This is a genomic window from Nocardioides luteus (genome assembly GCF_015752315.1).
Lineage (GTDB): Bacteria > Actinomycetota > Actinomycetes > Propionibacteriales > Nocardioidaceae > Nocardioides.
This window is the reverse complement of sequence record NZ_JADOVJ010000001.1, coordinates 2,589,731-2,611,576: the sequence shown is the minus strand read 5'-3', so window position 1 is coordinate 2,611,576 and position 21,846 is coordinate 2,589,731. Positions and strand designations below refer to the sequence as shown.

The window sequence follows — 21,846 nt, the reverse complement described above, 5'->3', positions numbered from 1 at the left end:
GAAACCAGGATGCCCTCGAACCTCACCGAACCCGCTGGTCGCACCGGTCCGGGGTGGTGGCGTTCCGCCGTCGTCTACCAGGTCTACCCGCGCAGCTTCGCCGACGGGAACGGTGACGGCGTCGGCGACCTGCGCGGGATCCGGGAGCGGCTCGACCACCTCGAGTGGCTCGGCGTCGACGTGCTGTGGATCTCGCCGGTCTATCCCTCGCCGATGGCCGACAACGGCTACGACGTCAGCGACTATCACGATGTCGACCCGACGTACGGGACGCTTGCGGAGCTGGACGCCCTGATCTCCGAGCTCCACGAGCGCGGGATGAAGCTGGTGATGGATCTGGTCGCCAACCACACCTCCGACGAGCATCCCTGGTTCGTGGACTCGACCATGAGCCCGGAGAGCCCGAAGCGCGACTGGTACTGGTGGCGCGAGGAGCCCAACAACTGGGGCTCGTTCTTCTCCGGGCCGGCCTGGACCTACAGCGAGGGCAGGGCCGCCTATTACCTCCACCTGTTCACCAGGAAGCAGCCGGACCTGAACTGGGAGAACCCCGAGGTCAGGCAGGCGGTGTACGAGGTCATGCGCTGGTGGCTGGACCGTGGTGTCGACGGCTTCCGGATGGACGTGGTGAACCTGATCTCCAAGGACCCGGAGCTCCCGGAGGCGCCGGTCATGCCGGGGCAGCGTTACGGCAACATGCGCCGGTCGGTGATCGACGGGCCGCGCGTCCACGAGTTCCTCGCCGAGATGCACCGGGAGGTCTTCGACCGCTACGACCGCGACCTCCTGCTCGTCGGGGAGACCGGCGAGACGACGGTCGAGGAGGGCCGCAAGTACACCGATCCGGCACGCCGCGAGCTCGACATGGTCCTGCACTACGAGCACGTCGAGATCGACCACGGCACCTTCAAGTGGGACGTACGCCCCTTCGACCTCGGTCGCCTCCGCGACCGGTTCGCGGCCTGGCAGACCGGTCTGGCGGACGTCGGCTGGAACAGCCTCTACTGGGACAACCACGACCAGCCGCGGGTGGTCTCGCGGTACGGCGACGACGGCCGCTGGCACACCGAGTCGGCCAAGCTGCTCGCGACCGTGCTGCACCTGCAGCGGGGCACCCCGTTCGTCTACCAGGGCGACGAGATCGGCATGACGAACCACCCGTTCGCCTCCATCGACGAGTTCGACGACGTGGAAGCGGTGAACTACTACCACGAGGCGATCGCCGCCGGCCAGGAGCACGAGGACGTGATGCGCTCGCTGCGGGCGATGTCTCGTGACAACGGACGTACGCCGATGCAGTGGGACGACTCCCCCGGCGCCGGCTTCACGACCGGGACGCCCTGGCTCGCGATCAACCCGAACCACACCGAGATCAACGTCGCCGCGCAGCTCGAGGACCCGGACTCGGTGCTCTCGCACTATCGCCGGCTGATCCAGCTGCGCCACGAGGACCCGGTCGTGGTCGACGGCGACTTCAGCCTGCTGGCCGAGAGCCATCCGCAGGTCTTCGCCTTCCGCCGTCGCCACGAGAGCGGGCAGCTGACGGTGCTCGCCAACTTCAGCGGCGACGAGGCCGACCTCGGTGAGCTCGCCGACGAGTGCCGAGGCGAGCTCGTGCTCGGGTCCGGGCGCGGTGCGGTGATGCAGCCCTGGGAGTCGCGGGTCTACCGCCGCTGACCCGGCTCAGCCGTCGTCGTCGAGCAGCCAGACCGCGGTGTCCGGCGGCAGCTCGGCGCCGACGGGCTCGCCGCTGCAGATCACCACGTCTCCCGGGGGCAGCGGCGTCGGAACCGCCCCGCAGTTGATGACCGCCGTCAGCCGGCCGCGGCGGAAGGCGATGACGTCGTCGGGCATGTCGAGGAACCGCACCTCGCCGCCCCGGGCGTAGCGGCGCCGGGCCGCGATCGCCGACCGGTAGAACTCCAGGGTCGAGCCGGGCCGGCCCGTCTGCGCCGCGACGGTCAGCTCCGCCCACTGGACCGGCTGCGGCAGCCACGGCTGGCCGTCGCCGGGACCGAAGCCGAAGGGTGGTGCGTCACCGCTCCACGGCAGCGGCACCCGGCAGCCGTCGCGGCCGTTCCCGCCGGCCGCCCAGGGATCCTGCTGGTGCTCCGGGGGCAGCTCCACGTGCGGCAGGCCGAGCTCCTCGCCCTGGTAGAGGTACGCCGACCCGGGCAGTGCCAGCATCGTCAGCGTCGCCGCGCGGGCACGGGCGAGCGCCTGGGCCCCGTCGCCGTAGCGCGTGCGGTGGCGTACGGCGTCGTGGTTGGAGAGGACCCACGTGGGCCAAGCCCGGGAGGGACTCAGCGCCTCCAGCGTGGACACGATCGCGTCGGTGAACTCGCGCGCCGACCAGTGCGCCTGCAGCCACCGGAAGTTGAACGCCTGCTCGAACTCGTCGGTGCGCAGGTAGCCGCGCAGGTCTGCCGGGCCTCGGGTCCACGCCTCGGCGATCAGCATCCGATCGCCGGGATAGGACGAGATGACGTCGTGCCAGTCCCGGTAGACCCCGTGGACGTCCGGGTGGTCCCACATCGGATCGTCCTCGACGCCGGTGTCGTACATCACCGCCGGGTCGGAGTTCGGTGACTTCCCTTCGGGGACGTGCTGGTCGCGCAGCGCCTTGACCAGGCCGTGGGCGACATCGACACGGAACCCGTCGACGCCCCGGTCCAGCCACCACCGCAGCACGGACCGGAACTCCTCGGCCACCTCGGGATGGCGCCAGTTGAGGTCGGGTTCCTCCTCGGCGAACATGTGGAGATACCACTGCCCGTCCTCGACCCGGGTCCACGCGGACCCACCGAAGACGGACTGCCAGTTGGTCGGCGGCTCGTCGCCGTCCGGCCCTCGACCGTCGCGGAAGACGTAGCGGTCACGCTCCGGCGAGCCCGGTCCGGCCGAGAGCGCCTCGCCGAACCACGGGTGCTCCGAGGAGGTGTGGTTGGGGATCAGGTCGATGATCACCTTCAGGCCCACCTCGTGCGCCTTGGTGAGCAGGTCCTCGGCGTCGGAGAGCGACCCGAAGAGAGGGTGCACCCCGCGGGCGTCGGTGACGTCGTAGCCGTAGTCGATCTGCGGCGAGGGGTAGAACGGCGAGAGCCAGATCGCGTCCACCCCGAGGTCGGCCAGATGGTCCAGCCGCGAGGTGATACCGGCGAGATCTCCGGTGCCGTCCCCGTCCGCATCGGCGAACGAGCGTGGGTAGATCTGGTACGTCACGGCCTCACGCCACCACGGGGATTCCACGGGAGCCCCGGTAACCGGAAGCCGCTCAGGTCATGCCACCCGAGGTTCGGTCGACGGTCGAGCCGACCTCACCGGTCGTGGTCGGCGGGGTGCAGCTGCGTACCGGTCACACCGCAGTGCGCACACGTCTCGATGTGCACCCGGTGCTCGTCGTGCTCCTCCTCGGCCGCGAGCGGGCGTCGTACGAACACCGCTGCGAGCACCGCGCCGAGGACCAGCAGGCCGGCGTTGAGGAGCATCGCCATGCCGAATCCGTCGTCGAAGGCGCTCGGGTTCGTGTAGTCGTCGCCGGCGATGCCGACGGCGGCCGGGACGACGGCCACGGCCAAGAGCCCGGCTGTCCTGGCGACGGCGTTGTTCACGCCCGAGGCGATGCCGGCGTGCCGGTCGTCAGCAGCGCCGAGCACGGTGGCGGTCAGCGGCGCGACCAGCAGCGTGAGCCCGGCGGCGAAGAGCAGGACGGGCGCGAGCACGTCCGCGACGTACGACGCCTGGGGGCCGATCCTCCCCATCCAGAGCACCCCGCCGGCCGCCAGCAGCGGCCCGAGCGTCATCGGCAGGCGGGGGCCGATGCGCTGGGCGAGGGCGCCCGCGCGCGAGGAGAAGAGCAGCATCACCACGGTGACCGGGAGCAGCGCGGACCCGGCGGCGAGCGGCGACCAGCCGCTGACGACCTGGAGCTGGAGGACGAGGAGCACGAAGATGACGCCGAGCGCCGCGTAGACGAGCAGGGTGACGGCGTTGGCCGCGCTGAACTGGGCGTTGCGGAAGAGCTCGAGCGGGACCAGCGGGTGGCTCGAGCGGGCCTCGACGACCACGAAGGCCACCAGGCAGGCGACCCCGGCCGCAACGGTCGCCGCCACCGTGCCGGCGAACCCGACCTCACCAGCCCGGGTCAGCCCGAACGTGAGCGCGCCGAGTCCGGCCACGGCGAGCACCGTCCCGGTCAGGTCGAGCCGGCCGCCGGCGTCCGGGTCACGGCTCTCCGGTACGTGGCGGACGGCGACAACCACGATGAGCACCGCGACGGGCACGTTGACGAGGAAGACCAGCCTCCAGTCCACCTCGACCAGCCAGCCCCCGACGAGCGGCCCGATCGCGGCCGCGATGCCGCTGAGTCCCGACCAGGCGCCGACGGCGGCCGACCGGTCATCGGCGTGGAACGACGCGGCGATGATCGCCAGGCTCCCCGGTGTCAGGAGGGCGCCGCCAACCCCCTGCAGCCCGCGCGCCGCGATCAGCAGATCGATGTCGGGCGCCAGCCCGCACAGCAACGAGGCGGCCGCGAACCACACCACGCCGACGAGGAACACCCGGCGCCGGCCGAAGCGGTCGCCGAGCGAGCCGCCGAGGAGGATCAGCGCCGCGAGGCTCAGGGTGTAGGCGTTCACCGTCCACTGCAGACCCGAGAAGCCTGCGTCCAGATCCTCGCCGATCCGGCCGAGGGCGACGTTGACGACGGTCGAGTCGAGCATCGCCAGGCCGGAGCCGAGCACGGTGGTCGCCAGCACCCAGCGGCCCTGGGCACTGCCCAGCCGGAGAGGGGCGCCGTCACGAGAGTCGTCCATGATCCTGGAGTATCCCAGTCAGGCGCCCTCCTCCTCCGGATTCAGGGCTGGTCCGCCACCCACGTACGCAGCTCGGGGCCGTGCTCGTCGAGGGTGGGCGGCGCCGCGTGTCCGGTGGGGGTCACCTCGGCTCCCTCGGTGAAGAACCGTAGGGGCGGCCCGGGAAGGGTGAGATGGCCGAGCGTCGAGTGGTCGACGTCGATCAGCAGACCCTGGCTGGCGGTCTGCTCCCAGGCGTAGACCTCGTCCAGGGAGCGCACCTTGCCGGCCGGGACACCGGCCTCGGCGAGCTTGGCGAGCAGCTCCTCGGCAGGCCATGGCTCGAAGAGCGACTCGACGAGCTCGACGACCTTCTCCCGGTTCGCCGCCCGCTCGGGGTTGGTGGCCATCCCCTCCAGGTCGGGCGAGATGTCGAAGGCGGTGCAGAACCGCCGCCACAGCCCCTCGCTGCCCACCGCGATCTGCACGGTCCCGTCGGCACAGCGGAACAGGCCGTACGGCGAGATGCTCGGGTGATGGTTGCCCTGCGCGCGGCCGACCTCACCGGCGACGGTCCAGCGGGTCCCCTGGAACCCGTGGACGCCGACGACGGCGGAGAGCAGCGAGGTGCGGACGACGGTGCCGCGACCGGTGCGGTCCCGCTCGTGGAGAGCGGCGAGCGCACCGTAGGCGCCGTACATCCCGGCCAGCAGGTCCGCGATCGGGGTGCCGACCCGCTGGGGGTCGTCGGGGCCCGAGCCGGTGAGCGACATCAGGCCGGCCTCGCCCTGCGCGATCTGGTCGTAGCCGGACCGCCCGCCCTCGGGGCCGTCGTGACCGAACCCGGTGATCGAGAGCACCACGAGGCGGGGGTTGCGGGCCTGCAGCTCGTCGATGCCGAGCCCGAGCCGGTCGAGGACGCCGGTGCGGAAGTTCTCGATGAGCACGTCGGCCCGGTCGACCAGCCGCAGCAGCACGTCCTTGTCGTCGGTGTCCTTGAGGTCGAGGGTGATCGACTCCTTGTTGCGGTTGGCCGAGAGGAAGTACGTCGCCTCCCGCTGTCCCTCCTCCCCCACGAACGGCGGGCCCCAGCCCCGGGTGTCGTCGCCGTGCCCGGGCGCCTCGACCTTGATCACCCGGGCACCGAGGTCGCCCATCATCATCGCGGCGTGCGGCCCGGCCAGGGCACGGGAGAGGTCGAGGACGACGACGTCGTCGAGCGGTCCACGCATGCGCGTCACCAGCCCGGGAGGACCATGGTGGCCCAGACCAGGAGGGGACCGACGAGCACCACGATGACGCTGTAGCCGAGGATCTGCTTGTAGTAGCGCTCCTCGGTGATGCTCTCGGGCCGGTTGGCCAGCATCAGCGCGCCGTTGGTGGAGAACGGGCTCACGTCGACGATGGTCGAGGAGATCGCCAGCGCGGCCACGAACATCGCCGCCGAGATACCGCCCTCGGCGATCAGCGGCACCGCGATCGGGATGATGATCGGCAGCAGCGCCGTGGAGGAGGCGAACGCGGAGACCACGGCGCCGACGTAGCAGAGGATGAGCGCGCCGATCGCGGCGACACCCAGGCCTGCTGCCCAGCCACCCACGAACTCCGGCGATCCGGCGGTGTTCAGGATCGTGGCGTACGTCGAGACGCCGGCGACCAGGAGCACGGTCGGCCAGGCGATCTGGCGGATGGCGTCCTTGTGCTGGCTCGGCGAGAGGGCCGCGAGGACCGTGGCCGCGGTGATCGAGGCGAAGCCGATGTTCTTGTCGAAGAACAGGGCGACGGCCGCGACGATCACGAAGGCGGCGAGGGTCAGGAGCTGCTCGGTGCGGATGCCGGGCTTGGTGCCGGTCGGGGCGACGGTGCCGTAGCCGCGGGCGGGTACGGTCACACCGCCCTCGTTCAGCTCGCCCGGTACGCCGGCGGCGGCGCTGGCCGCCTCGTCGGGGTCGAGCCGCATCGACATCAGCGACCGTCCGCCGAGGGCGAAGAACAGGATCCCCGCCATGATCAGGTTGACCACCAGGCTGGTCAGGAAGACCGTCATCTCGCTGGCGGGAAGGCCGTTGTCGACCATGACCGAGTTGGTGATGGTGCCGTAGATGCTGATCGGCGAGAAGCCACCGCCCTGGGCGCCGTGCACGACGAACATGCCCATCATCAGCGGGTTGATCTTGTAGCGGCCCGCGAACCCGAGGGCCACCGGCCCGATGATCGCGCAGGCCGCCGGGCTCGCGGCGCCCATCGCGGTCAGCAGCGCGGTCACGCCGAACATCACCCACGGGATCAGGGCGACCCGGCCTCCGACCGCGCGGACGGCGCTGCTGACGATCAGGTCGACCGTGCCGTTGTTCCTCGCGATCGCGAACAGATAGGTGACACCTATCAGCGTCAGGATCAGGTCGGCGCTGACCCCGGCCAGGATCTCCTTCTCGTCGAGATTCAGCGCGAACATCCCGACCAGCCAGGCCGCGACGTACGCCAGTGCTCCCATGTTGATCGGCAGCAGCGTGCCGGCCACGAACAAGGCGACCAACGCGATGATCGCCACCCATTCCGGTCCCATCGGACTTCCCTTCTGTTGGCCCCCAGATGACACCGCATGGTGTGTGACCCGGATCACGGCGGCTCAGTGGCCTAGCCAATAGGACAATCAGGAGAACGTCAAGACCGAATACCGACTTGCCTGGAACGAAACGGCTCCGTACTATCTTTTGAAACGAAACCGTACCGTTTCATCAACCACCCATCTGTGAGGTGCCGATGTCCCCCGCCCGAGCCGCCCGTGCCGCCGCCGAGGCGCAGTCTCGCCCGCGAGTCGAGGGTGAGCGGGAGCAGGAGATCTTCGATGCGACGATCGACATCCTGGCCGAGCTGGGCTACGACCGGCTCACGATGGACGCCGTCGCCGGGCGGGCCAAGGCCTCCAAGGCGACGCTCTACCGCCGGTGGAACGGCAAGGCTCAGCTCGTGATCGAAGCGCTCACCTCGACCAAGGAGCCGATGACGGCTCCCGACACCGGCGACCTACGCGAGGACCTGCTGGGCGCCTTCTGCGGCATGGGCGGTCTCACCGACCAGCGCCAGATCGCGATCTTCGGCAGCGTCGTCACCGCGATCTCCCGTGACGCCGAGTTCGCCGAGGCGTTCCGGCGCGGTGTCGTCGGCCCCAAGAAGGCCATCGCGACCGAGATGTTCCGCCGCGCGCAGGAGCGCGGCGAGCTCCGCGATGACCTCGATCTCGATCTGATCTCCTCCGCCCTCCCGGGCATCGTCCTGCACCACACATTCCTCCTCGGGGAGCCGCCGACGACCGAGCTGATCGCCAAGGTGGTCGACCAGCTGATCCTCCCTGCCGTGATCCGCGGCTGACTCCAACCCACACCAAGGAATCCAACTGATGACCAACACCGAATCCCTCGGCGCCGAAGGGACGATCTCCACGACCGCGCCGCCGGAGCAGGAGAAGGCCAAGGTCCCGCACGCCGGCCTCGCCCTCGTGCTCATCCTCACCGCACAGCTGATGGTGGTGCTCGACTCGACCATTGCCAACATCGCGTTGCCCTACATCGGTAGGGACCTCGAGATCTCCCAGGCGAACCTGACCTGGATCGTCACCGGCTACGCGCTCGCATTCGGCGGCCTGCTGCTCCTCGGCGGCCGCCTCGGCGACCTCTACGGACGGCGCCGCCTCTTCATCAGCGGTCTCACCGTCTTCGCGATCGGCTCGCTCCTCGGCGGGCTCGCCCAGAACGAGGCGCTGCTGCTGGGCTCGCGAGGCCTGCAGGGTGTCGGTGCGGCGCTCGCCGCACCGGCCGCGCTGGCGCTGATCACCACGACGTTCCCCGCCGGTCCTCAGCGCAACCGCGCGATGGCGGCGTACGCGACCATGTCGGGCATCGGCGCCGCGATCGGCCTGATCCTCGGCGGTTGGCTCACCGGCCTCGACCAGCCCCTGGGCGTCGACGGCTGGCGGCTCACCTTCCTGATCAACGTCCCGATCGGCCTGGTCGCCGCCTTCGCGGCTCCCCGCATCCTGCAGGAGTCGGAGAAGCACACCGGCTGGCTGGACATCCCGGGCGCCATCACCGGCACCTTCGGCCTGCTGGGCATCGTGTTCGGTCTCTCGCGCGCCGGCGAGGAGGCCTACGGCTGGGACCACGTCCAGACCATCAGCTCGCTCGTCGCGGGCGCCGCCCTGCTGATCGCGTTCGTCGTCATCGAGTCGCGGGTCGACCACCCGCTGTTGCCGATGCGGATCTTCGCGAACCGGACGCGGGCCACGAGCTTCGTGGCCATGATGATCGCCCCGGCCGCGATGTTCGCGATGTTCTTCTACCTGAGCCTGTTCGTGCAGCAGATCAAGGGGTTCAGCCCGCTCGAGGCCGGCTTCTCGTTCCTGCCGTTCTCGTTCGGCATCGTGATCGGCGCGGCCGTGTCGTCCAACCTGGTGGCCCGGATCCCTCCGCGCTACCTCTCGGGCACAGGCACCCTGCTCGCGGCGATCTCGCTGTTCATGTTCTCTCGCATCGACGTCGACGACAGCCCCTCGGCGGTCCTCCCGGCGCTCGGCGCGGGCAACCCCGTCGGTGCGGACGTGAACTACTGGACCAGCCTGTTCCCGTACATCCTCCTGATGGCGATCGGCATGGGCATGGTGTTCGTGCCGCTCACCCTGACCGCAGTGCACAACGTGCGGACCGAGGACTCGGGCATCGGCTCCGGCGTCCTCAACACGATGCAGCAGGTCGGCGGTGCGCTCGGCCTCGCGATTCTGAGCACGGTGGCGCTCCAGTTCAGCAACAGCCGTGGTGACGACATCGCTGCTCCGCTGCGCGACGGCATCACCAAGTCCGGGATGGACCCGAACGCCCTGATCCCGGGCAGCGACCTGTCCTTCTTCCAGGGCGCGCTGTTCCAGGGCACTTTCACCTCCGGCGCCCAGGCGGCGTTCCTGGTCGGATCCGTGATGATGCTCGGGGTCTCCGCGATCATCTGGATCTTCCTCAACGTCAAGCACACCGAGCTGGCGACGGACGGGCCGGAGGGCGGCGTGCACGTGGGCTGACCAGCCCGACGTCGTACGACGACCTACGTGGCCGCTCCCTCTCAGGGGGCGGCCACGTCTCACTTGTGACGCGTCCCACAGACATTGGTGGCCTAGCCAATAGGTCAATACGCCCTGACGTCCCTACTCTGTAGTCATGAGTGAGTCCGCGCGCTTTCCGCGTCCGCTGCAGCGAACCCGCCTGTACGAGCAGGTCGCTGAGCAGATCACTGCCTGGATCTCGGAGAACGACCTGAAGTCAGGTGACCGGCTGCCGCCGGAGAGACAGCTCGCGACCAGCCTCGGGGTGAGTCGGGCGACCCTCAGTCAGGCGCTGGTCGCGCTCGAGGTGATCGGCGTCGTCGCGGTGCGGCACGGTGACGGGACGGTGCTGACCGACAAGCCGCGGGTCGAGCGCATCACCGATGCGATCCGGGCGCATGCGGAGCGGATCCCGGACGTCATCGAGGCGCGCGACGCGCTCGAGACCAAGATCGCCGCACTGGCCGCGCAGCGGCGTACGCAGGAGGACCTGGACCGCATCCAGGCGGCGCTGAAGGCGATGGCGGACGACATCGAGGGCGGCGGGCGCGGCGTCCAGGGCGACGAGCTCTTCCATCACGCGGTCACCGAGGCCGCCCACTCCCCTCTGCTCGAGCAGATGATGTCGGAGATCAGCGAGCTGATCCGGGAGACCCGTATCGAGTCGCTCTCCCAGCCCGACCGGCCCAAGACCTCGCTCGCCGGCCACCAGAAGATTGCCGACGCGATCGCGTCGGGTGACTCTCAGGCCGCCGCGGCCGCGATGCACGGCCACGTCATGCTGGTCAGCGACGTCGCCCTGCTCCGCGACTGATGACCTGGCTGGACCAGCTCGCGGTGCTCGCCGCGGGCCTGGGCGCCGGCATCCTCACCTCGACCGTGGGTGTCGCCTCGCTGCTCAGCTTCCCCGTCCTGGTCGCGGTCGGCCTGCCGCCGGTGGTGGCCAACACCTCCAACACGGTCGGGATGACGCCGGCCGGGCTCAGCGGTTCCTTCGGCTACCGGCGTGAGCTCGCCGAGCATCCGGGTGTCACCGCTGCCGTGCTGATGACGGCGGCCGGGGGCGGTGTCGCCGGATCGTTGCTGCTCCTGTGGCTGCCGGGGTCGGTCTTCGAGGCGGTCGTTCCCTGGCTGATCCTCGGCACCTGCGTACTCGTCGGCATCCAGCCCCGGCTGAGCCGCTTCCTGCGCCAGCACGCCACCGACGACGAGCCGCGCGTGCGGATCTCGGGCCTCACCACCGTGTTCGCGACGCTGACCGGCGTCTACGGCGGCTACTTCGGTGCCGGCTCCGGGGTGATGATGATGGCCGTGCTCGGGCTCGGGACCGACCTGGAGTTCCGCACCGTCAACGCGCTCAAGACCTTCGCGGTGATGGCCTCGAACGTGGTCGCGACCGTGATCTTCCTGGCCATCGCCGATCTCGACTGGCGGGCCGTCGGACTGCTCGCCGCAGGCTCGGTCGTGGGTGGGTACGTCGGGGCCCACATCGGTCGGCGGCTGCCGGCCACGGTGCTACGTTCGCTGATCGTCGTTGTCGGGATCGGCGCCGCGACGCTCATGCTCGTGCGCTGAGGTCAGAGCCGAGCTCAGAAGGGCGGCTTTCCCGTTCCGGAGATCCGGAACCGGCCCCAGGGATCGATGTCGGAGAGCCGGCCCTCGGCCTCGCCGTGATCGGTGCGAACGGTGACGGTCTGCCCGTTGCGTACGCCGTCGAGGGCCGTCGCGACCCGGCCGTACCAGTGGAAGTGGCCGTCGATCGGCTGGAAGACCCCGCGCAGCGCGACGTCGACCTCCCAGGTGGCGCCCGCGGACTCGAGGCGGGCGGGACCGTCGTAGAGGTGCTGGGGCTCATGCTCGCTCATCGGGGACTCTTTCGCAGCGGGGTGACGATCTCGGGACGGTCCAGGGCGCTCAGGTCGACGCCGTACTCGGCGGTGGTGCCTTCCAGGGCGTGCCAGACGAACTCGCTCAGGTAGCGGGCGAACGCGGCGCGCGACATGGTGCGCCGGTCGAGCCACCACTGGCCGGCGGACTCACCGATCCCGACCAGGCTGTGCGCCCACGGCTCGGCACCCGCGGCGTCGATGCCGAGACGGCCGAAGGTGTCGCCGAGCAGGCGCGCGAAGGTCGCGGCGATGAGCTGCTTGCCGTCGGCGAGCGGGTCGGTGCCGCCGGTGTGCTGGCGCACCAGCAGCAGGTAGACGTTGGGGTGCTCGGCGATGGTCTCGACGTACGCAGCGACCCCCGCCTCCACGCGCTGCCTGGTCGGCGCGGGCGCGAGCACGGCCTCCACCACGGCGTCGAGGATCTGCCGCGCGGCCCACATCCCCACTGCGGCGTGCAGCTCCGCCTTGTCGGCGAAGTAGCGGTAGAGCACCGGCTTGCTGACCCCCGCCTCCGCCGCGATGTCGGCGATGGAGACCTCGGCACCGGCGGAGTCGACGGCGCGTATCGCCGCCGCGACCAGCTCCGCGCGCCTCGCCTCCCGGTGCGCGTCCCAGCGCGAGGAGCGTCCGTCGTCCTTGACCTTCCGTGTCATGTCCTGCACTCTAGCAACTACCCGTAACTCTCGGTAACACGTAGTTCAGTCTGGAGAAGAATGACCATCGCCGACCCGACCTCCGACCGGCTCCTGCGCTCCACCGCACGTCAGTCCTACGACCCCGAGGTCGATCTTGACTGGGACGCCGCGCCCGTCGAGGGCCTGTGGTGGATGCAGCCCGAGCGCGTCTCGCTCTACGGCACCCCGATGTGGGACCGGCTCAGCCAGGAGCGGCAGATCGAGCTCTCCCGGCATGAGGTGGCCAGCATCATGAGCGTCGGGCTGTGGTTCGAGGTGCTGCTGATGCAGCTGCTGCTCCGCGAGGTCTACGGCGCCGACCCGCGCACGGCGCGCACGCAGTACGCGCTGACCGAGATCGGCGACGAGACCCGTCATTCGGTGATGTTCGGGCGGGCGATCGCGGCGATGGGCGCACCGGCGTACGGCCCGCGGCCCACCGTCCTGCGCATCGGGAAGTTCGCTCCCCTGCTGCACGGGCCCAGCGTCTTCTCCGCGACCCTCGTGGGCGAGGAGCCGCTCGACCGGTGGCAGCGCGAGCTGATGAAGGACGAGCGCTGCCAGCCGCTGACCCGGATGGCCTCCCGCATCCACGTCACCGAGGAGGCCCGCCACGTCACCTTCGCCCGCGAGGAGCTCGCCGCGGCGATGACGCAGAAGATCAGCCGTACGCAGCTCCGGCTGCACCAGAACCTCACCGCCCGCGCGGCCTACGTGATGGCCCGCTCGCTGGTCCACCCGGACTGCTACGCCGCCGTCGGCCTCGATCCGATGGCAGCCCGGCGCGAGGCGCTCGGCAACGAGCACTACCGCGCCACGCTGGCCTGGATGGGCGAGAAGATGATGCCCTACCTCACCGAGCACGGGATGGTCTCGGAGAAGGACCGCAAGATCTGGCGGGCATCCTTCCTGGTGCCGCGCGACTGACCGGTTCGCGCCTCAGAGCACGGCGAGGCGGTCGACGAGCAGCTCCAGCCTCTGCTCGGCGTCCTCGGGCAGCAACCGCCTCGACCGGGTCAGGGTCGCGATCCCGTGCAGGGACGCCCAGAACACCTCGGTGAACAGCTCCGGCCCGACGCCCTCGCCGGCGACCTCGCTCAGGGTCTCCATCAGCGCGGCAAAGGCGTCCTTCAGCTGCTCCGGGGTGTCCTCCTGTGCGTACGCCAGGCCGCCGTCGAGCTGGAACAGGGCGTCGTAGACCGCGGGGTTGCGGTCGGCGAAGTCGAGATAGGCACGTGCCAACACGGCGACCCGTTCGCGTGGAGTGGCGGCGGCCGCGGTGGCAGCCCGCATCGCGACGGCCATCTCGGAGGCACCCTCGAGCGCCACCGCACCGATGATCTCGCGCTTGCCGCGGAAGTGGCTGTAGAGGACGGGCTGGCTGTATTCGATGCGCTCGGCGAGCCGGCGCGTGGTCACCGCGTCCCAGCCCTGCTGCTCGGCGAGCTCACGGGCCGTCGCCACGATCAGGCGCTCACGGTCTGCTCGCTCGCGCTGCTTGCGCTCCTGTACCGACATGACCCGAATCCTAGCACTGCTAGACATCCGAGCGGCAGCACTGCTAGCGTTGCACTTCGTTCTAGCAGTGCTAGTTTTTGGAGGAGCATCATGTTCAGCACACTCGAGGTCGTCACCACCGTGGTCGTCGGCGTCATGGTGGGGGTCGAGTTCTCGGTCGCCTTCGTCATGAGCCGGATCCTCAACGCACTCCCCGAGGACAGCAGCCAGCTCGGCCACGCTCACGGCGGGCGGATGCTCGGCGCCGTCATGCCGGTCTGGTACATCGGCTCGCTCGTGCTGGTGAGCATCTGGGCCGTCGCCGGGTGGCAGCACGACGGCACTGCCCTCGTCATCACTGCTGGCGGGCTTCTGATCCTCAGCGTCGTCATGTCGGTCCTGCTGCTCGTTCCGATCAACAACCGGAACAAGTCCTGGACCCCCGAGAACCGGCCCGAGGACTGGAGGGCGCAGCTGAGCCGCTGGGAGCGCTGGCACTACCTGCGCGTCGCCGTGATCATTGCCGCCTTCACGCTGCTGGTCGCCGCCCTCGCCTGACCGCGGGCCAGACCCGGTCAGCGGAAGGCGGACTCCCCCGTCAGCGCCTGGCCGATGATGAGCTGGTGGACCTCGCTCGTGCCCTCGTACGTCAGGACCGACTCGAGGTTGTTGGCGTGGCGCAGGATCGGGTATTCGAGGGTGACGCCGGCGGCGGCGAGGATGGTGCGGCACTCGCGGGCGATGGCGATGGCCTCGCGAACGTTGTTGAGCTTGCCCAGCGAGATCTGCTCGGAGCGGAGAGTGCCCTCGTCCTTCAGCCGTCCCAGGTGCAGCGCCAGGAGCATCGACTTGCCGAGCTCGAGGGTCATGTCGGCGAGCTTGGTCTGGGTGATCTGGTAGCCGGACAGCGGCTTGTCGTAGATCTCGCGGGAGGCGGCGTACGCGATGGCCGACTCGAGGCAGTCGCGGGCCGCGCCGACGGCGCCGAAGACGATGCCGAAGCGGGCCTCGTTGAGGCAGGACAGCGGGCCCTTCAAGCCCCTGACCTCGGGGAACGCGGCGGAAGCAGGAAGACGGACCGAGTCCAGGACGATCTCGCCGGTGACCGAGGCGCGCAGGGAGAGCTTCTGCTTGATCACGGGGGCGGAGAAGCCCGGGGTGTCGGTGGGGACCACGAAGCCGCGGATGCCCTTGCCGTTCTCGCCCTCGTCGGTCTGGGCCCAGACGACCGCGACGTCGGCGACCGGGGCGTTGGTGATCCACATCTTGGTGCCGGTAAGCACCCAGTCGTCACCGTCTTTCCGAGCACGCGTGCGCATCCCGGCCGGGTTCGAGCCGAAGTCCGGCTCGGTGAGCCCGAAGCAGCCGATCGCTTCGCCGGCCGCCATCCGCGGCAGCCACTCCTGCTTCTGCTCCTCGCTCCCCCACTTCCAGATCGCGAACATCGCCAGCGACCCCTGCACCGAGACCAGCGAGCGGATCCCGGAATCGGCGGCCTCGAGCTCCAGGCAGGCCAGGCCGTACGCCGTGGCGCTGGTGCCCGCGCAGCCGTAGCCCTCCAGGTGCATGCCGAGGACGCCGAGCTTGCCGAGCTCCGGGGCCAGCTCCTTGACCGGCACCGAGCCCGCCTCGAACCAGTCGGCGAGGTGCGGCTTGATCTCCTTCTCCGCGAAGGATCTCACCGTGTCGCGGATCGCACGGTCCTCCTCGCCGATGAGGGCCTCGGTGCCGAAGAGCTCGAGCGGGGTCTGGGGCATGGGGAGTCTCCTTGGGGTCGATCGGGGGCCGCGACCGATTGTGTCACCCGTCACGCGGGCTCGTTTGAACCGTTCGCCGCAGCACTCCGTAGTGAGGGTGAAGGCCGGCATCGGGTCGGCCTCGAGGCGAGAGGAAACGGCGTGCGGACACGTACGAAAGCAGTAGTCGGGGTCGGTGCGGCAGTGGTCGTGGTCGGAGGGGCCGCGGCGATCTTCGGACCCGGTTGGTACGCGGACCGCGCCGAGGAGGCGGCCGCGGACAAGCCCAGCCTCAGCAGCTCGGCGGCGCCCGCGGACACGGCCGACAGCGCCGGGACCTGGACGGTCTCCGACGGCTCCTACGCCGGCTACCGCCTCGACGAGGTGCTGCAGGGTGAGGACGTCACCGTCACCGGCCGTACCGAGGACGTGACCGGCGAGGTCACCATCGACGGAGGCCAGGTCACCGAGGCGAGCATCGAGGTGGAGGTGGCCACGATCGCCACCGACTCCGGCAACCGGGACGGCTACTTCCGCGACAACGCGATCGAGGCCGAGAAGTTCCCGACCGCCACCTTCGAGCTCACCGAGCCCGCCGCTCTCGAGCCGGGCGCGACCGAGGTCCAGCTGGTCGGCGACCTCACCGTGCACGGGGAGACGAAGTCGGTGACGGTCGACGCCGAGGTCGGCGGCGACGGCACCAGCGCCCTCCAGGTCGTCGGCAGCGTGCCGATCACCTTCGCCGACTTCGGCGTCGAGGCGCCGAACCTGGGCTTCGTGAAGGTGGAGGACACCGGCACCGTCGAGTTCTCCCTCGAGCTGGCCAAGGGCTGATCTGGGACGCTTGGGGTGTGCGAGGAGGTGACATGGGCGCGGAGGACGAGCTGCTCGTAGCGGTGCACGACGCCCACTCCGAGGCGCTCTACCGCTACGTCGTACGCCGCACCGGGGACGCCGAGGAGGCCCGCGACGTGGTGCAGGAGACGCTGCTGCGGGCCTGGCGCAACCCGGAGGTGCTGCAGCGGCCCGACGAGGGCGTACGTGCCTGGCTGTTCACCACCGCTCGCAATCTCGTCATCGACGACCTGCGCAGCGCTCGCCGCAAGCGGGAGTACGCCGCGGAGACTCTGCCCGACCAGTGGTGCGTCGACCAGAGCCGGGCCGACCACACCCAGGCTGTGCTCGACTCCTGGGTCGTCGCCGATGCGCTGCTGGCTCTGTCCGCCGAGCATCGTGCGGTGGTGGTCGGCGCCTACTACGGCGGCCGGTCGGTCGCCGAGCTCGCCCGCGAGCTCGACATCCCGCCCGGCACCGTGAAGTCTCGGTTGCACTACGGTCTGCGAGCCCTGCGTCTCGCCCTGCAAGAGAAGGGGGTCACTTCATGAACGACCACGTCGACGCCTCCGGACACGAGACGTTCGCCGACTGGGACGCGTCCTACGTTCTCGGGGCGCTGAGCCCGAGCGACCGCAGGGCGTTCGAGCGCCACCTGACCACCTGCAGTGTGTGCCGCGCCGCCGTCGCCGAGCTCGCCGGGATGCCGGGGCTGCTCGGGGCACTCTCCCGCGAGGAGGCCGAGGAGCTCCTGGAGGACACCGCCACCGAGGCCGTGCCGCCTCCGCTCGCCGAGCTGGCCGGGGCGGTACGCAGGTCGCGACTGCGCCGCCGGGCGTTCGCGGCCGCGGCCGCCGTCGTCCTTCTCGCCGGCGGCACGGCCATCGGGGGGCTGCTGCTCGGCCGCGACGGGAGCCAGGAGCCGCTCGCCGCGCCCTCGGCCTCTGCGACGCCGTCGGGCTCCGCAGGCGCAAACGTACGCACCGTCGACCTGCGCCCCGTGGGCAGCGTCGACATGTGGGCCCAGCTCGTCGTCACCCCGACCTCGTGGGGCACCAAGCTCAAGTGGAGCTGCCACTACCCGCCCAAGCCCGGGAAGAGCCAGCCGCCGCAGTCCGACTATCCGGGCGAGCCGGTGACGTACGACCTGGTGCTGGTCCGCCGCGACGGGGCGCGCACCGTCGCCGGTTCCTGGACCTGGTCGGGCGGGGAGACGCTCGGGCTGGACGCCTCCTCGGCGGTGCCGATCGCCGACGTCGAGCGGGTCGAGATCACCCTCGACGGCGACGACACCGCGGTCGCCGCGGCCTCGCTGACCTGACCCCCCCACCGGATGACCTCAGGCGCCCCTGATGATCTCCGCGGCACGCTCGCCGATCATGATCGCCGGCGCGTTGGTGTGGCCACGCACGATCCTCGGCATGATCGAGGCGTCGGCGACGCGGAGGCCTTCGACGCCGCGTACGCGCAAACTCGGATCCACCACGCTCGCCTCGTCCGTGCCCATCCGGCAGGTGCCGGTCGGGTGGTAGAGGGTGTGGGCGTGACGGGTTAGGAGCGCGTCGGCGACCTCCTCCGCGGACGAGTCCGCCGGGAGCTCGGGACGCAGGAGCTCGCCGAGGATCGGCTTGAGCGCGGGCTGCGAGGCGATGTCCAGCGCGGCCCGGACGCCCTCGACCATCGCGGCGCGGTCCCTGCCCTCGGGGTCGGAGAGATAGCGCGGGTCGATGAGCGCCTTGGCGGCGGGATCCGCGGAGGCGAGCGTGATCCGGCCGCGGCTGGCCGGGTCGACCAGGATCGGACCGGCGACGACCGCCTCGCCCACGAACGGCACCAGGCCCTCGTCGAAGAAGCCGACCGGGGCGAAGATCATCTCGATGTCGGGCGCCGCCAGGTCGGGACGCGAACGGAGGAAGCCGTAGGCCTCACCGACGTTGGAGGTGAGCATCCCGCGCCGGCGCAGCAGGTAGTTGGCCAGGTGGCGTAGCGACTCCGCGGTCGCGAGCGAGCCCTGCTCGACCTCCCAGCCGAGGCCGGCGACGAGGTGGTCGGTGAGGTTCTCCCCCACCTCCGTGGCGTCCTGGACGATCTCGATGCCGAGGTCCTTCAGGTGGGCGGCCGGCCCGATCCCGGAGAGCATCAGCAGCTGCGGGGTGTTGATGGCGCCGCCGGAGAGGATCACCTCGCGCCGGGCGGTGACCATCGTCTGCTGGCCGTCGATGACGGCTTCGACACCGGTCGCGCGGCGTCCGTCGAAGGTCACCCGGGAGACCTGGGCGCCGGTGACCACGTTCAGGTTGCCGCGTCTGGCGGCGGGCTTGAGGTAGGCCGCGGCGGTGCTCCACCGGGCGCCGCGGCGCTGGGTGACCATGGTCTCGACGTACGCCTCGGGGTTGGGGCCGTTGGCCCGTCCGCGGGTGAAGCCGGCCTGCTCGGCGGCCTGGAGGAAGGACTCGGTGTAGGGGCGCGGGCTCCGCTGCCGCTCCACGCGGACGGGGCCGCCGGTGCCGTCGAGCGCGGTGGCGTCCTCGACGTCCTCGAGCTTCGCGTAGGCCTTCTTGACGGCGTCCCACCCCCACTCGGGTCCGGCGGCAACGCCCCACTCCTCGTAGTCGGCCTGCAACCCCTTGACCCACATCATCGCGTTCATCGAGGAGCTGCCGCCCAGCATCCGACCGCGCGGCCAATAGATCCGGCGGCCGCCGAGCTCGGGCTGCGGCTCGGTGGAGTAGTCCCAGTCGTGCTCGCTCCGGAAGAGCTTCGAGAACGCCGCGGGGATGTGGATGTTCATGCCCTTGTCGCGCGGACCTGCCTCGAGCAGCGTCACCCGCACGCTCGGGTCCTCGCTGAGCCTCGCCGCGAGCACCGCCCCCGAGGATCCGGCCCCCACCACCACGTAGTCGCTGGTCAGTTCCTGGCTCATACCGGATCTCCTTCGTCAGCGTTGACGGGCTCTCGGAAGGCTACCGCCGCGAAGGCGTGGTTGGGGAGGGTCTGCTCACTCTCAGTCGGCGAGGAAGGCACCCAGCGCGTAGGCGGGGTGGCGGTCGAGGTTGTGGCGGCCGCGGTCGTAGCGGCGGGTGGTGCGAGGGTCGGCGTGACCCGCGGCGTCCTGGACGTCCTCGAGGGGTACTCCGGCTTCGCGGGCCAGGGTGACGAAGGTGTGGCGCAGGCTGTGCGGGGAGAGCTTGTCGCCGTGCTCGATGCCCGCTGACGCGCCGAGGCGGCGGATCAGGCGGAACGCCTCCGAGCGGTGCCAGCGGTTGCCGGTGCTCGTCACGAAGACAGGCCCGTCGACCCGGGCGTCCAGGTAGGCGTCGAGGGCCTGCGAGGTCGCGGGGTTGAGGACGACGTCCCGCCGGGCGCCTCCCTTGCGGGTGATCGTCAAGATGCGGTGGCCGCGGGAGTGGCTGAGGTCGGTCACGTCCGCGCCCAGCGCCTCGGAGATGCGCAGGCCGTCGTGGAGCAGCAGCGTCACCAGCGCCGCGGCGCGGCTGGAGTGCTCACGAGCCGCGGCGAGGAATGCCCTGGCCTCTCCCCTGTCCATGCCCAGGGTCTGGGAGTCGTTGCTTGTCTTGGGGCGCTTGATGTGCTGGGCCGGCGAGGCGCTCAGGACGTCCTCCGCGACGCCGTAGCGGTAGAAGCCGGCAATCGCGGAGAGCCGTCGGGCGATCGTCGCCGGGCTCCGCCGGGTCTCCAGGTGGCGGGCGTAGCCGTCCACCATCGCCCGGTTGGCGGCGAGCGGGTCGATCTCCAGGGCCGCGCACCAGCCGAACCAGTCGGCGAGGTCTCGTGCGTACGCAGCGCGGGTGTGTCCTGCGTAGGAGAGGAGAAACCTGCGGGCGAGCGCTTCGGCCCTCTTCTCCCGGGGCAGCTCGTTCAGGTCCTCGAGGAACAGCTCTTTGACGGATTCCGTCACCGCGAGGGCTGTGCTGGGGGTCTGCGGACGGGGCTCGATCGCGCTCACAAGCACACATCATAATGCCGGTTATGTTGTGTGTCCTCTCGGTATCTCATTTGAACGTCTATTGAGTATCCGTTTCGTCTTTCGTCACGCTACGATGACGCAATGACGGAAACGATCGCGGTCGACGAGAAGCTCTGCCGTTTCCCCGGCTGTCCCCTGCCAGCTGCGGTGTCGGAGAGCGGGAGCGGCCGGCCGCCGGAGTACTGCGACGACCCCGCCCACAACCGGGCCGCCGCCTGGCGCGAGCGGAAGCGCCTGCAGCGGCTCGCGGAGTCGCGGCCGCCCGAGGAGACCGCTCGGCCGGTGCAGGCCGCACAGCAACGCGCCGCCGAGATCACCACGCAGCTCACCCAGCTCGCCGACCGGTTCCTCGACCAGCTTCCGAAGGCACTCGAGGAGCTGCGCACACTCGGCGACTTGACCGCCGCCGAGGCCCAGATCGCCACGGTGCAGAGCGAGGCACAGGAGCAGATCGCCGCAGCCACCGCCCGTGCGGTCCGCGCCGAGCAGGCCCAGCGCGCGGCTGAGGCGGAGCGCGACGAGGCCGATGCCGCGGCTGCGGAGGCATCGGAGGAGTCCGAACGATCGGCCGAGATCCTGAGGCAGGCGCTTGCTGCCACCGCCGCAGCCGAGGAGTCCCGTCAGGCCGCTCAGGCGGCCTTGGAGCAAGCCGAGTCGGACGAGCGAGCCGCGGCCGAGACCGCCGCCGCGACGATCGCCTCGCTCGAGAAGAGCCTCGCCGAGACGGCGTCCGCCCGCGCGGGACTGGCCGAGAGACTCGACCGGCTGCAGGCCGAGCACGACTCAGCGGTGCAGCGCCGGCGCAGCGAGACCGCGCGAGCCGACCAAGCCGAGAAGGCCGTGGCACGAATGCAGGAGCAGCTGATCGCCGAGAAGAAGGCCGCCGAGAAGGCGGTCGCCGGCGCGGAGGCGACGAGCGCGGGGCTGCGTACGCAGCGCGACGCGGCCCGCGAGCAGATCGACGCGCTTCGGGACAGGATCGCCGACCTGCGCGGCAGCGAGGCCGCGGCCAAGGCGGACCGGGACGCCGCCCGCGCGGAGCTGGACCGCGAACGTGCCCACGTGGCTGAGCGGCTCGACGACCTGAGAGCCGCACACCAGGCCCAGGTCACCCAGCTCGTGGAGCAGCTCGAGCGGCGTACGCCACCGGCCGATGCGCCCGAAGCGGGTTCATGACACGCGGGACCCCAGTTGGAGCTCTGCCGACCACATCCGCTACTGTTTCTTCTCGCAAGCGGACGTAGCTCAGTTGGTAGAGCGCAACCTTGCCAAGGTTGAGGTCGCGAGTTCGAGCCTCGTCGTCCGCTCCACTTTCGCCGGAGGCGAAGATTTCGTAGAGCGAG

The 21,846-nt window shown here is 70.4% G+C and carries 21 protein-coding genes and 1 tRNA gene; 12 read left to right on the top strand and 10 right to left on the bottom strand.

What is annotated here, in order from left to right:
* Positions 1–9: 9 nt before the first annotated feature.
* Positions 10–1,677, top strand: coding sequence for an alpha-glucosidase (locus tag HD557_RS12545; protein ID WP_196874105.1), 1,668 nt, complete (start codon positions 10–12; stop codon positions 1,675–1,677).
* A gap of 6 nt (positions 1,678–1,683) precedes the next feature.
* Here HD557_RS12545 and HD557_RS12540 read toward each other — a convergent pair whose 3' ends face one another.
* The 4 genes from HD557_RS12540 to HD557_RS12525 all read right to left on the bottom strand — a co-directional run bounded on the left by HD557_RS12540 (position 1,684) and on the right by HD557_RS12525 (position 7,362).
* Positions 1,684–3,222 carry a glycoside hydrolase family 13 protein gene (locus tag HD557_RS12540; protein WP_196874104.1) on the bottom strand — a complete coding sequence of 513 codons (1,539 nt, stop codon included), beginning with the start codon at positions 3,220–3,222 and terminating at the stop codon, positions 1,684–1,686.
* 95 nt (positions 3,223–3,317) lie between these two features.
* Complete coding sequence (locus HD557_RS12535) at positions 3,318–4,817, bottom strand: MFS transporter (protein ID WP_196874103.1); 1,500 nt, start codon at positions 4,815–4,817, stop codon at positions 3,318–3,320.
* Positions 4,818–4,858: 41 nt separating this feature from the next.
* Complete coding sequence (locus HD557_RS12530; protein WP_196874102.1) at positions 4,859–6,028, bottom strand: CaiB/BaiF CoA transferase family protein; 1,170 nt, start codon at positions 6,026–6,028, stop codon at positions 4,859–4,861.
* Between the two features lie 5 nt (positions 6,029–6,033).
* Entirely contained in the window at positions 6,034–7,362 is a 1,329-nt protein-coding gene (locus tag HD557_RS12525; RefSeq protein WP_008359984.1) for an SLC13 family permease, read from the bottom strand.
* A gap of 197 nt (positions 7,363–7,559) precedes the next feature.
* Between HD557_RS12525 and HD557_RS12520 the strand changes: the two genes are divergently transcribed.
* The 4 genes from HD557_RS12520 to HD557_RS12505 all read left to right on the top strand — a co-directional run bounded on the left by HD557_RS12520 (position 7,560) and on the right by HD557_RS12505 (position 11,460).
* Positions 7,560–8,168: a TetR/AcrR family transcriptional regulator gene (locus HD557_RS12520; RefSeq protein WP_008359986.1), complete on the top strand. Its 609-nt coding sequence runs from the start codon at positions 7,560–7,562 to the stop codon at positions 8,166–8,168.
* Between the two features lie 28 nt (positions 8,169–8,196).
* Positions 8,197–9,864 carry an MFS transporter gene (locus HD557_RS12515; protein ID WP_196874101.1) on the top strand — a complete coding sequence of 556 codons (1,668 nt, stop codon included), beginning with the start codon at positions 8,197–8,199 and terminating at the stop codon, positions 9,862–9,864.
* 136 nt (positions 9,865–10,000) lie between these two features.
* Complete coding sequence (locus HD557_RS12510) at positions 10,001–10,699, top strand: FadR/GntR family transcriptional regulator (protein WP_008359990.1); 699 nt, start codon at positions 10,001–10,003, stop codon at positions 10,697–10,699.
* Complete coding sequence (locus tag HD557_RS12505; RefSeq protein ID WP_008359992.1) at positions 10,699–11,460, top strand: sulfite exporter TauE/SafE family protein; 762 nt, start codon at positions 10,699–10,701, stop codon at positions 11,458–11,460. The genes HD557_RS12510 and HD557_RS12505 overlap by 1 nt, the downstream gene beginning before the upstream one ends.
* 14 nt (positions 11,461–11,474) lie before the next feature.
* Here the strand turns inward: HD557_RS12505 and HD557_RS12500 are convergent, their stop codons facing one another.
* Together HD557_RS12500 and HD557_RS12495 are read right to left on the bottom strand one after the other, a co-directional pair.
* Entirely contained in the window at positions 11,475–11,750 is a 276-nt protein-coding gene (locus tag HD557_RS12500) for a DUF4873 domain-containing protein (protein WP_008359994.1), read from the bottom strand.
* Complete coding sequence (locus HD557_RS12495; RefSeq protein WP_050800850.1) at positions 11,747–12,427, bottom strand: TetR/AcrR family transcriptional regulator; 681 nt, start codon at positions 12,425–12,427, stop codon at positions 11,747–11,749. Before HD557_RS12495 ends, HD557_RS12500 begins: the two co-directional genes overlap by 4 nt.
* A gap of 60 nt (positions 12,428–12,487) precedes the next feature.
* Here HD557_RS12495 and HD557_RS12490 point away from each other — a divergent pair, with 60 nt between their 5' ends.
* Positions 12,488–13,375 (top strand): AurF N-oxygenase family protein, encoded by an 888-nt coding sequence (locus HD557_RS12490; RefSeq protein WP_008360000.1) that lies wholly within the window; start codon positions 12,488–12,490, stop codon positions 13,373–13,375.
* Positions 13,376–13,387: 12 nt separating this feature from the next.
* Here the strand turns inward: HD557_RS12490 and HD557_RS12485 are convergent, their stop codons facing one another.
* Positions 13,388–13,966 (bottom strand): TetR/AcrR family transcriptional regulator, encoded by a 579-nt coding sequence (locus HD557_RS12485; protein ID WP_008360002.1) that lies wholly within the window; start codon positions 13,964–13,966, stop codon positions 13,388–13,390.
* 90 nt (positions 13,967–14,056) lie between these two features.
* Between HD557_RS12485 and HD557_RS12480 the strand changes: the two genes are divergently transcribed.
* Positions 14,057–14,503, top strand: a complete 447-nt coding sequence (locus tag HD557_RS12480; RefSeq protein WP_196874100.1) for a DUF1772 domain-containing protein — start codon at positions 14,057–14,059, stop codon at positions 14,501–14,503.
* A gap of 17 nt (positions 14,504–14,520) precedes the next feature.
* Here the strand turns inward: HD557_RS12480 and HD557_RS12475 are convergent, their stop codons facing one another.
* A complete protein-coding gene (locus HD557_RS12475; RefSeq protein ID WP_196874099.1) occupies positions 14,521–15,702 on the bottom strand; it encodes an acyl-CoA dehydrogenase family protein in 1,182 nt (393 codons plus the stop codon).
* Positions 15,703–15,843: 141 nt separating this feature from the next.
* Here HD557_RS12475 and HD557_RS12470 point away from each other — a divergent pair, with 141 nt between their 5' ends.
* The 3 genes from HD557_RS12470 to HD557_RS28685 are packed head-to-tail and all read left to right on the top strand — an operon-like array spanning position 15,844 to position 17,836.
* Positions 15,844–16,515 (top strand): YceI family protein, encoded by a 672-nt coding sequence (locus HD557_RS12470; RefSeq protein ID WP_196874098.1) that lies wholly within the window; start codon positions 15,844–15,846, stop codon positions 16,513–16,515.
* Positions 16,516–16,532: 17 nt separating this feature from the next.
* Positions 16,533–17,066: a sigma-70 family RNA polymerase sigma factor gene (locus tag HD557_RS12465; protein WP_307785611.1), complete on the top strand. Its 534-nt coding sequence runs from the start codon at positions 16,533–16,535 to the stop codon at positions 17,064–17,066.
* Positions 17,063–17,836, top strand: coding sequence for an anti-sigma factor family protein (locus HD557_RS28685; protein WP_196874096.1), 774 nt, complete (start codon positions 17,063–17,065; stop codon positions 17,834–17,836). The genes HD557_RS12465 and HD557_RS28685 overlap by 4 nt, the downstream gene beginning before the upstream one ends.
* An 18-nt stretch (positions 17,837–17,854) precedes the next feature.
* Here the strand turns inward: HD557_RS28685 and HD557_RS12455 are convergent, their stop codons facing one another.
* Both HD557_RS12455 and HD557_RS12450 read right to left on the bottom strand, forming a co-directional pair.
* Positions 17,855–19,438 (bottom strand): GMC family oxidoreductase, encoded by a 1,584-nt coding sequence (locus HD557_RS12455; RefSeq protein WP_196874095.1) that lies wholly within the window; start codon positions 19,436–19,438, stop codon positions 17,855–17,857.
* 81 nt (positions 19,439–19,519) lie between these two features.
* The gene (locus tag HD557_RS12450; protein WP_196874094.1) at positions 19,520–20,482 is read right to left on the bottom strand and encodes a tyrosine-type recombinase/integrase; all 963 of its coding nucleotides are present in this window, start codon (positions 20,480–20,482) and stop codon (positions 19,520–19,522) included.
* Positions 20,483–20,584: 102 nt separating this feature from the next.
* Here HD557_RS12450 and HD557_RS12445 point away from each other — a divergent pair, with 102 nt between their 5' ends.
* Entirely contained in the window at positions 20,585–21,679 is a 1,095-nt protein-coding gene (locus tag HD557_RS12445) for a hypothetical protein (protein ID WP_196874093.1), read from the top strand.
* 58 nt (positions 21,680–21,737) lie between these two features.
* Positions 21,738–21,813: transfer RNA gene (locus tag HD557_RS12440), tRNA-Gly, on the top strand.
* Positions 21,814–21,846: the final 33 nt, after the last annotated feature.

Bases quoted from the DNA above. Each gene is read 5' to 3' on its own strand.
- HD557_RS12545 (WP_196874105.1), top strand. From the start codon at position 10: ATGCCCTCGAACCTCACCGAACCCGCTGGTCGCACCGGTCCGGGGTGG.
- HD557_RS12535 (WP_196874103.1), bottom strand. From the start codon at position 4,817: ATGGACGACTCTCGTGACGGCGCCCCTCTCCGGCTGGGCAGTGCCCAG.
- HD557_RS12530 (WP_196874102.1), bottom strand. From the start codon at position 6,028: ATGCGTGGACCGCTCGACGACGTCGTCGTCCTCGACCTCTCCCGTGCC.
- HD557_RS12525 (WP_008359984.1), bottom strand. From the start codon at position 7,362: ATGGGACCGGAATGGGTGGCGATCATCGCGTTGGTCGCCTTGTTCGTG.
- HD557_RS12520 (WP_008359986.1), top strand. From the start codon at position 7,560: ATGTCCCCCGCCCGAGCCGCCCGTGCCGCCGCCGAGGCGCAGTCTCGC.
- HD557_RS12515 (WP_196874101.1), top strand. From the start codon at position 8,197: ATGACCAACACCGAATCCCTCGGCGCCGAAGGGACGATCTCCACGACC.
- HD557_RS12510 (WP_008359990.1), top strand. From the start codon at position 10,001: ATGAGTGAGTCCGCGCGCTTTCCGCGTCCGCTGCAGCGAACCCGCCTG.
- HD557_RS12505 (WP_008359992.1), top strand. From the start codon at position 10,699: ATGACCTGGCTGGACCAGCTCGCGGTGCTCGCCGCGGGCCTGGGCGCC.
- HD557_RS12500 (WP_008359994.1), bottom strand. From the start codon at position 11,750: ATGAGCGAGCATGAGCCCCAGCACCTCTACGACGGTCCCGCCCGCCTC.
- HD557_RS12495 (WP_050800850.1), bottom strand. From the start codon at position 12,427: ATGACACGGAAGGTCAAGGACGACGGACGCTCCTCGCGCTGGGACGCG.
- HD557_RS12490 (WP_008360000.1), top strand. From the start codon at position 12,488: ATGACCATCGCCGACCCGACCTCCGACCGGCTCCTGCGCTCCACCGCA.
- HD557_RS12485 (WP_008360002.1), bottom strand. From the start codon at position 13,966: ATGTCGGTACAGGAGCGCAAGCAGCGCGAGCGAGCAGACCGTGAGCGC.
- HD557_RS12480 (WP_196874100.1), top strand. From the start codon at position 14,057: ATGTTCAGCACACTCGAGGTCGTCACCACCGTGGTCGTCGGCGTCATG.
- HD557_RS12475 (WP_196874099.1), bottom strand. From the start codon at position 15,702: ATGCCCCAGACCCCGCTCGAGCTCTTCGGCACCGAGGCCCTCATCGGC.
- HD557_RS28685 (WP_196874096.1), top strand. From the start codon at position 17,063: ATGAACGACCACGTCGACGCCTCCGGACACGAGACGTTCGCCGACTGG.
- HD557_RS12455 (WP_196874095.1), bottom strand. From the start codon at position 19,438: ATGAGCCAGGAACTGACCAGCGACTACGTGGTGGTGGGGGCCGGATCC.
- HD557_RS12445 (WP_196874093.1), top strand. From the start codon at position 20,585: ATGACGGAAACGATCGCGGTCGACGAGAAGCTCTGCCGTTTCCCCGGC.